At 61.6% G+C, this 6,000-nt stretch carries 7 protein-coding genes; 4 read left to right on the top strand and 3 right to left on the bottom strand.

The window, feature by feature from the left end:
- Nucleotides 1-595: 595 nt before the first annotated feature.
- The 3 genes from ASE28_RS28260 (at nt 596) to ASE28_RS28250 (ending at nt 3,232) form a co-directional block, all read left to right on the top strand.
- Nucleotides 596-2,251, top strand: coding sequence for a methyl-accepting chemotaxis protein (locus ASE28_RS28260; protein ID WP_057269424.1), 1,656 nt, complete (start codon nt 596-598; stop codon nt 2,249-2,251).
- 300 nt (nt 2,252-2,551) lie between these two features.
- Complete coding sequence (locus ASE28_RS28255; RefSeq protein ID WP_057269423.1) at nt 2,552-2,761, top strand: hypothetical protein; 210 nt, start codon at nt 2,552-2,554, stop codon at nt 2,759-2,761.
- 120 nt (nt 2,762-2,881) lie between these two features.
- Nucleotides 2,882-3,232: an RNA-binding protein gene (locus tag ASE28_RS28250; protein ID WP_057202912.1), complete on the top strand. Its 351-nt coding sequence runs from the start codon at nt 2,882-2,884 to the stop codon at nt 3,230-3,232.
- Between the two features lie 67 nt (nt 3,233-3,299).
- On the opposite strand, the gene ASE28_RS32390 is transcribed toward ASE28_RS28250, so the two are convergent.
- The 3 genes from ASE28_RS32390 to ASE28_RS28240 form a co-directional block, all read right to left on the bottom strand.
- Nucleotides 3,300-3,530: a hypothetical protein gene (locus ASE28_RS32390; RefSeq protein WP_157422168.1), complete on the bottom strand. Its 231-nt coding sequence runs from the start codon at nt 3,528-3,530 to the stop codon at nt 3,300-3,302.
- Nucleotides 3,531-3,758: 228 nt separating this feature from the next.
- Nucleotides 3,759-4,574: an EAL domain-containing protein gene (locus tag ASE28_RS28245; protein ID WP_057269422.1), complete on the bottom strand. Its 816-nt coding sequence runs from the start codon at nt 4,572-4,574 to the stop codon at nt 3,759-3,761.
- 100 nt (nt 4,575-4,674) lie between these two features.
- Nucleotides 4,675-5,226, bottom strand: a complete 552-nt coding sequence (locus ASE28_RS28240; RefSeq protein WP_057202917.1) for an ATP-dependent Clp protease proteolytic subunit — start codon at nt 5,224-5,226, stop codon at nt 4,675-4,677.
- A gap of 221 nt (nt 5,227-5,447) precedes the next feature.
- Here ASE28_RS28240 and ASE28_RS28235 point away from each other — a divergent pair, with 221 nt between their 5' ends.
- Nucleotides 5,448-5,945 (top strand): hemerythrin domain-containing protein, encoded by a 498-nt coding sequence (locus ASE28_RS28235; protein ID WP_057269421.1) that lies wholly within the window; start codon nt 5,448-5,450, stop codon nt 5,943-5,945.
- The last annotated feature ends 55 nt before the right edge of the window (nt 5,946-6,000 follow it).

Raw genomic sequence — 6,000 nt, 5'->3', positions numbered from 1 at the left:
GGACGCAATCTACGATGTCGGAGACCGGCCGCCTATCCAGGGCGCGGCGACCATGATGTCTAGCAGGCTGAAGAAATACCTCCCGGCAAGCCTTTTCCAAGAATCTTCAACCTCGTAGAACGCGTTACAAGCGACTTTCCTGACCTTGGCAAGGGGTAAGGCACCCTTGAATCGAATAAATTCCCGATCCAAAAACAGTATTTCTTCAGCCTGCTAGCCCCCGCACATCGAAGATCTGCGCCATCGGCACGCTGCCAGACGCTGAGTAGCCGTTTCCAGCGCGCGAACTCCGATCCGAATCGCCTGGATCCTCGGGCGCGGCTGGCTGCTGGGCGCAATACCGGCTGGCCTGCCGAATGAGCACCTGCGCGTCCACGCACCGGCCAGCCTTCTGGGCACCCGCCTCACCCGGGGAATGCCCCAGTCGCACGCCCATGTCTTTACTATCGAGTAAATAGCTTATACCAATCGGTTATTTTATGACCAGTTGGTAAGATAGTGATGAAATGTAAACAGCCATGCGACAGCGGACACGCCGTCGACATGCCGGTTTTTCCATCTTCGTCACCGTCCACCCCCTCTGAGGCACTCTTCAATGCATACGTGGAAAATCAGTCACCGTCTCATGGCCGGCTTTGGCCTGGTGATCTTGGCCTTGCTGGGCATGTCGATCTACAGCGTGATCATCGCGCGAGGGATTGATAGCGCATTGACCGCCAACGCTACACAAAACGCTGCAATCCAACGGGCAGCCATCAACTTTCGGGGCTCTGCCCATGACCGCTCCATCGCCGTGCGCGATGTGGTTCTGGCCCCCAGCGAGGAAGCGCGAAAAAGGGAGATTGAATCCATCGCCAGGCTGGCAGATTTTTATGCAAAGTCGGCCGCCCAGCTGGATGCGGTACTAAAAGCTGCCAGCCAGGTCCCCCCGGAGGTCGGGCCCATGGTGCAGGCACTCAAGGACATAGAGGCGCGCACCGTGGCGACCACCGGAAAAGTGGTGGCGCTCATGCAGGCGGGTGACCGCGCTGGCGCAGAGTCATTGCTCTGGACTGAAGCAAAGCCGCAGTATGAACAATGGCTGGCAGCCGCCAACAAGCTGATCGACTACGAGGAAGCCCGCATCATCAAGAACAGCAACTCAGCCAACCAGGATGCCAGCCAGTTCACCGGCGTGATGCTGTCCATCACCTTGCTGGCTGTGCTGATCAGCGTGGCAGCCACGGTGACGGTCTCGCGCAGCATTGGTCGCGAGTTGGGTGCAGAGCCTGGCGAAGTGCGGGCAATAGTGCAATCCATTGAACGGGGCAACCTCACGGTCGCTGTGCATGTGAAGCCGGGGGATGCCAGCAGCGTGATGGTTGCGGTGAGGGACATGCAGCAGCGCTTCCACGAACTGGTGTCGGCCGTGCGCGACAACATCCAGCAACTGCGCGTTGCCAGCGACCACATCAGCAGCGGCAACCAAAACCTTGGCAACCGAACCGAACAGGCCGCCAGCAGCCTGGAGCAAACCGCTGCCAGCATGGAAGAACTAACCGCCACCGTGCGCCAGAGCGCCGACTCGGCTCGCCAGGCCAACCAGTTGGCCACGACGGCGGCCGGCACCGCCACCAAGGGCGGCGAGGTCATGCAGCAGGTGGTCAGCACCATGCAGGAGATCCACCAGAGCAGCAAGAAGATCGCCGACATCATTGGAGTGATCGATGGCATCGCGTTCCAGACCAACATCCTGGCACTCAATGCAGCGGTTGAAGCCGCTCGGGCGGGGGAACAGGGGCGCGGATTCGCCGTGGTGGCATCTGAAGTGCGCAGTCTGGCCCAGCGCAGTGCCGCCGCAGCCAAGGAGATCAAGTCACTGATCCAGAACAGCGTCGAGAAAGTGGATTCAGGCACCCAACTGGTGGCCAATGCAGGCGCGACGATGGATGAAATTGTCCAGGGTGTTCAGCGCGTCAACGGCATCATTGGCGAGATCAGCACCGCTGCCGCAGAGCAAAGCGACGGCATTTCCCAGGTAAACGTGGCGGTTACCCAGCTGGACCAGATGACGCAGCAAAACGGCGCTCTCGTGGGCGAGAGCACCACGGCCGCAGAGAATCTGCGTGAGCAAGCCCGGCGCCTGGCTGAACTCGTGGCGGTGTTCCAGGTCGCTGGCGATGACGCAGGAGCAGGCAACTCAAGCGCCTATGGTTCACAAAGCGCGCCCGGTACCATGCGGTCAGCGTACAGACCTCGTCTTGGGAGGTGATGCACAGGAGGCTTGGGACGGGAAAATCCCCACACCCAAGCCGTCATGGAAAAAAAGAATATAAATTTGCAATTTAATAAAAAAAGGCAATATAATTTGGGCTGTTGCAGTGAAAGCTCTTGACTAAAGCTGGCACCGCAACGCTTGCTGGATGGCAACCCACCATCTGCTTGCCGCCTTTTGCGACCTCTGTCGCCCGTGTTGGTCTGTAGAGCTGCAGCCAACCGCGTTTGTTGATGCTCACGCAGGCTTACGGGCCTGCGATCCTGACTGAATCAGATTTCAAAGACCGCCATTTCCATGGGCAAGTTCGTCGTTTCGCCCGCGACACACCAGACCGACTGCGGCAACTTCCGCGCCTCATTTTCGGTCCATCGATCCCAGGGCAACGGCAGCTACTGCCGCGTGTTCCGTTTTGACAAAGCCTTTGCCTCGCGCGAAGCCGCCCGGCTGTTTGCAGTCACCCAGGGCTGGCTGCAAACGTGCATGCCGCACCCTCCCGCGTGCTGACAGTCTGTTGACTGCAGATCCCACACGCCCTTCCCTGTTGCAGCCGGTTCCCGGCCTGCACACCCCTATCCCCAACGGTGCGTCACTCGTTGCGCGCCTTCATTCAGAAAGGCTCTTCTCATGAGCAGCAAAATCTACGTGGGCAACCTGCCCTACTCCGTGACCGATTCCACCCTGGAAAGCAATTTCTCAGAGTTCGGTGCCGTCACCTCGGCCAAGGTTATGATGGACCGTGACACCGGCCGCTCCAAGGGCTTCGGCTTTGTGGAAATGGCATCTGCCGAAGTCGCCCAGGCGGCGATTACCGGCCTGCACGGCATGTCCGTCGATGGCCGTTCGATCGTCGTGAACCTGGCCCGTCCCCGCGAAGACCGCAGTGGCTCGGGTGGTTCGGGCTCGGGTGGCTACAGCGCCAGCAACCGCCAGGACACCGGCTACGGCACGGGTGGCTACGGCGGCGGCCGCTACTGATCCAGTAGCTCCCTGCAAAAGAACCGGCTCTTTCGAGCCGGTTTTTTTTCGTCCGGGCTGTGCCGTATCAGTGCAGCCGACGGCGCTCGCTCGGAGCTCCCGCTCCCGCAGGGGGCGATTGCAGGCCTGCTTCGACGGGCGCAGAGGTGCGCTGAACTCGCCGCAATGCCTCGCGCGCGAGAAGGTAGGCGTCGGTCTGCAGCTGCGACAGGTAGCGCATCGATGAACCGCTGCGCCGCCCCGCACCACGGGCGGCACGAGCTCTTCCCGAAGAGGGAGATGGGGAATGCGAATTCATGGTCAAACTCCTTTCTTGGCAGGCTCCTAGTGTCCCGAGTTGGAAATTCGTTANCGCCATGCGTCGTTGCAAATGCTCGCCATGCTCCCAGCATGGCTGTGCTTTGCGCCTAGCCTGGCAGCGATTTCGGCAGATTGCTTTCTTCAACGAACTTCCAACCCGGGACACTAGCTCGTGGCAGGGGGTGGCGCGAGGCCAGTGAAATGATAGGAAATCGCCGCCAGAATTTCAAGACCGGGCGCCGAACAGCGAGGTATCCACCTGGGCGATGGAGCGAAAGGCCGGCCGGGCAAACAGGTAGCCCTGCATCAGGTGGATGCCCGCATCGCGCAGAAAATCGCGCTCTGCAGGTGTCTCGATGCCTTCGGCTACCACCTCTATGTCCATGTCCTTGCACAGGGACACCAGGCTGCGCACGATGGCCTGGCGCGCACGGTTGGCGTCCACGTTGCGGATCAGGTCCATGTCGATCTTGATGATGTCGGGCTGGAAGTCGGACAGCAGCTTCATCCCCGCATACCCCGCCCCGAAATCGTCGATGGCGGTCTTGAACCCGCAGCGCTTGTACTCGCGCAAGATGGAGGCGAACCAGGGCCCGTCCTGCACGCGCTCGCCCTCGGTCACCTCGAAGATGATCTGGTCGAGCGGAAAGTGGTGGGTGCGGGCGGCCTCCAGCGTCGTGCGAATGCACACCTCGGGTTTGTAGATGGCGTTGGGCAAAAAGTTGATGGAGACCGGCTCGCGTATGCCCAGCTCGCTCGCCCCCTTGATGGCCTTGACACGGCAGGCCTGGTCGAAGCGGTAGCGGTTGCCGTCGTTGACCTGGGACAGCACGGTCATGGCGCCCTCGCCGGCAGGCCCACGCACCAGGGCCTCGTGCGCGAACACCGTGCGCCGCTCCAGGTCGACGATGGGCTGGTAGGCGTAGTCGAACTGAAACCCCAGCTTCTCCCCTTTGCCGCAGTCTTCACAGTCCTGCCGGGTGCCTTCCAGCGGGATGAAGTCGGTGGGGAAACGAGGATTGGCGGTGGGTAGGGACAGCATCACTACAGTTTAAAGGCCTAGAAAGGATGGCGCTGCTTCGGGTTTTTGCCATGGTAGCCACCAGCCGGGCAGCGCGACCGCCGCTGCGCAAACGCGCGGATCAGACCACTCCACCGACGAGGCCATGGTCGAGCGCCTCCTGCGCAGTGAGGTACCAGTCTTTCTCCAGCACCTTCTTTTCCACATCCTGGACGGTCAGCGAACAGCCATGCACCAGCTGCGCAAAGCCCTCGGTCTGCAGCCGCTGGCCCGACTCGATCTCGGCCAGCACATCGTTGATCTTGGCGCGGCAACTGCGAAGAGCGCCATCCAGCGTGATCTGCTTGGTCATCTTGCGCTCATGGATGAGAAGCTCGCAATCGCGCGTCAGGAACCGGTGGCTGCGGGGGATGGCAGACATGATGGTGATGCCGGCGGAGAACACGTAGGTCTTGCCCAGGAAGAAGATTTCGGTGCCCGCTTTCTGCCACAGGCGCAGTTCTTCGGCGATGCGGCGGCCCGACTCGGCATCGCCGCCGGAGGTGCTCAGCTCGAACACGATGGGGGCGCCGGCCCTCGCTTCGGATTGCTGCCGAAAGAACTCGGACAGCATGGCTTCGTTGACGTTGCCGAACAGGCGGATATCGGGTGCGAGCGAGGGTAGCGATTTCATAGGGGGTAAAGGGATGGGAGGGCCATAACAGGCAACCACCGAGCGTAAAGCCACGCCGCAGCGGGGCTGTAGGACGCACTCCCAATCTGGCACGCAAGCCAGACGCCGCAGCCTACGCGCGCCCGATTGCTGCTGCTCCTACGCCCGCTGCGAGGCTGCGCCTACAGTGCCCGCACGCGCGCCGCCCAATGATCAAGGCCCCACTACCTACGGAGCCCACGATGCCCACCACCACCCCAGCCCGCCGCGAAAAAGATGCCTGCGACCTGCTCGATGCAGACCACAAGGCCGTCAAGAAGATGTTCAAGGAGTTCGAGGAGCTCATGGAATCGAAGGCCCGCGCTGCCAAACAAAAGCGCCTGGACCTGGCCATGCAGATCTGCAAGGAATTGACCGTGCACGCCCAGATCGAGGAAGAGATTTTCTACCCCGCAGTGCGCGCCGCCATCAAGGAAACCGACCTGCTGGCCGAAGCCGAGGTGGAACACCAGACCGCCAAGGACCTGATCGCGCAGATCGAGGCAGCCACCGAGGTCGACGAACAGTTCGATGCCAAGGTCATCGTACTGGGCGAGTACATCGACCACCACGTGAAGGAAGAGCGCAACGAGATGTTCCCCAAGGCCCGTGCCGCCAAGAAGCTCGACCTGGTGGCCATGCGCGATGCGCTGGAAGCGCGCAAGGCCGAGCTGATGGAGGCCGAGCTCGCGCCCGCGTGAGCGCTGCCTGAGGGGCCTTCGGGCCCCTTGATCGGGGCAGGCGGCGCCCCGCCTC

It is taken from the genome of Acidovorax sp. Root219, assembly GCF_001428665.1.
Taxonomy (GTDB): domain Bacteria; phylum Pseudomonadota; class Gammaproteobacteria; order Burkholderiales; family Burkholderiaceae_C; genus Acidovorax.
This window is presented reverse-complemented; position numbering and strand designations above follow the sequence as displayed.

What these genes read in the sequence shown, in the direction of transcription:
- ASE28_RS28260 (WP_057269424.1), top strand. Translation starts at nt 596, where the DNA reads ATGCATACGTGGAAAATCAGTCACCGTCTCATGGCCGGCTTTGGCCTG.
- ASE28_RS28255 (WP_057269423.1), top strand. Translation starts at nt 2,552, where the DNA reads ATGGGCAAGTTCGTCGTTTCGCCCGCGACACACCAGACCGACTGCGGC.
- ASE28_RS28250 (WP_057202912.1), top strand. Translation starts at nt 2,882, where the DNA reads ATGAGCAGCAAAATCTACGTGGGCAACCTGCCCTACTCCGTGACCGAT.
- ASE28_RS32390 (WP_157422168.1), bottom strand. Translation starts at nt 3,530, where the DNA reads ATGAATTCGCATTCCCCATCTCCCTCTTCGGGAAGAGCTCGTGCCGCC.
- ASE28_RS28245 (WP_057269422.1), bottom strand. Translation starts at nt 4,574, where the DNA reads ATGCTGTCCCTACCCACCGCCAATCCTCGTTTCCCCACCGACTTCATC.
- ASE28_RS28240 (WP_057202917.1), bottom strand. Translation starts at nt 5,226, where the DNA reads ATGAAATCGCTACCCTCGCTCGCACCCGATATCCGCCTGTTCGGCAAC.
- ASE28_RS28235 (WP_057269421.1), top strand. Translation starts at nt 5,448, where the DNA reads ATGCCCACCACCACCCCAGCCCGCCGCGAAAAAGATGCCTGCGACCTG.